This window comes from Atlantibacter hermannii (genome assembly GCF_009907385.1).
GTDB classification, from domain to species: domain Bacteria; phylum Pseudomonadota; class Gammaproteobacteria; order Enterobacterales; family Enterobacteriaceae; genus Atlantibacter; species Atlantibacter hermannii_A.
The window spans coordinates 1-494 of sequence record NZ_JAAATR010000048.1; the positions used below are offsets into that span (position 1 = coordinate 1).

Annotated in this window: 1 protein-coding gene; it reads left to right on the plus strand. The window is 57.5% G+C overall.

Annotated elements, in window-relative coordinates; genetic code table 11:
- Nucleotides 1–494 (plus strand): IS3 family transposase (locus GV764_RS13560; protein ID WP_161660621.1); only part of this gene is annotated, 494 nt, incomplete at both ends.

Here is a 494-nt window from a genome sequence, read left to right on the forward strand (position 1 = left end):
AAACGCACTCAGGGAGCAGCAGAAAAAACAGCAGTAGTGCAGTCGCTGCTGACAGCGCACCGGCTGCCATGCCTGCTGTATGCCGCGCGGCTGCCACGCAGCACTTATTACTATCATGCGTCAAAACCTGAGCGTGATCTGACCCGGCATGCGGATGCGGTGGAGGCTATGAGGACTATAAGCAGGCGGCATGCAGGGCGATATGGCTACCGGAGGATGATGCTGGCGTTGCGCAGTGAAGCCTTCATACTGAACCATAAGACAGTACGCAGGCTGATGAAACAGCATGGCCTGACCTGCCGGTTGCGGAGGAAGAAATACCGCTCATATATGGCTGATGGTGGGCGGGCATCCGGTAACCTGCTGGCGCGAAACTTCAGTGCAGCGCGCTGCGGGATGAAATGGTGTACGGACGTGACGGAGTTCCATGCGGGCGGTCAGAAGCTGTACCTGTCGACCATACAGGACCTGTACAGTCACGAGATAGTGGCCTG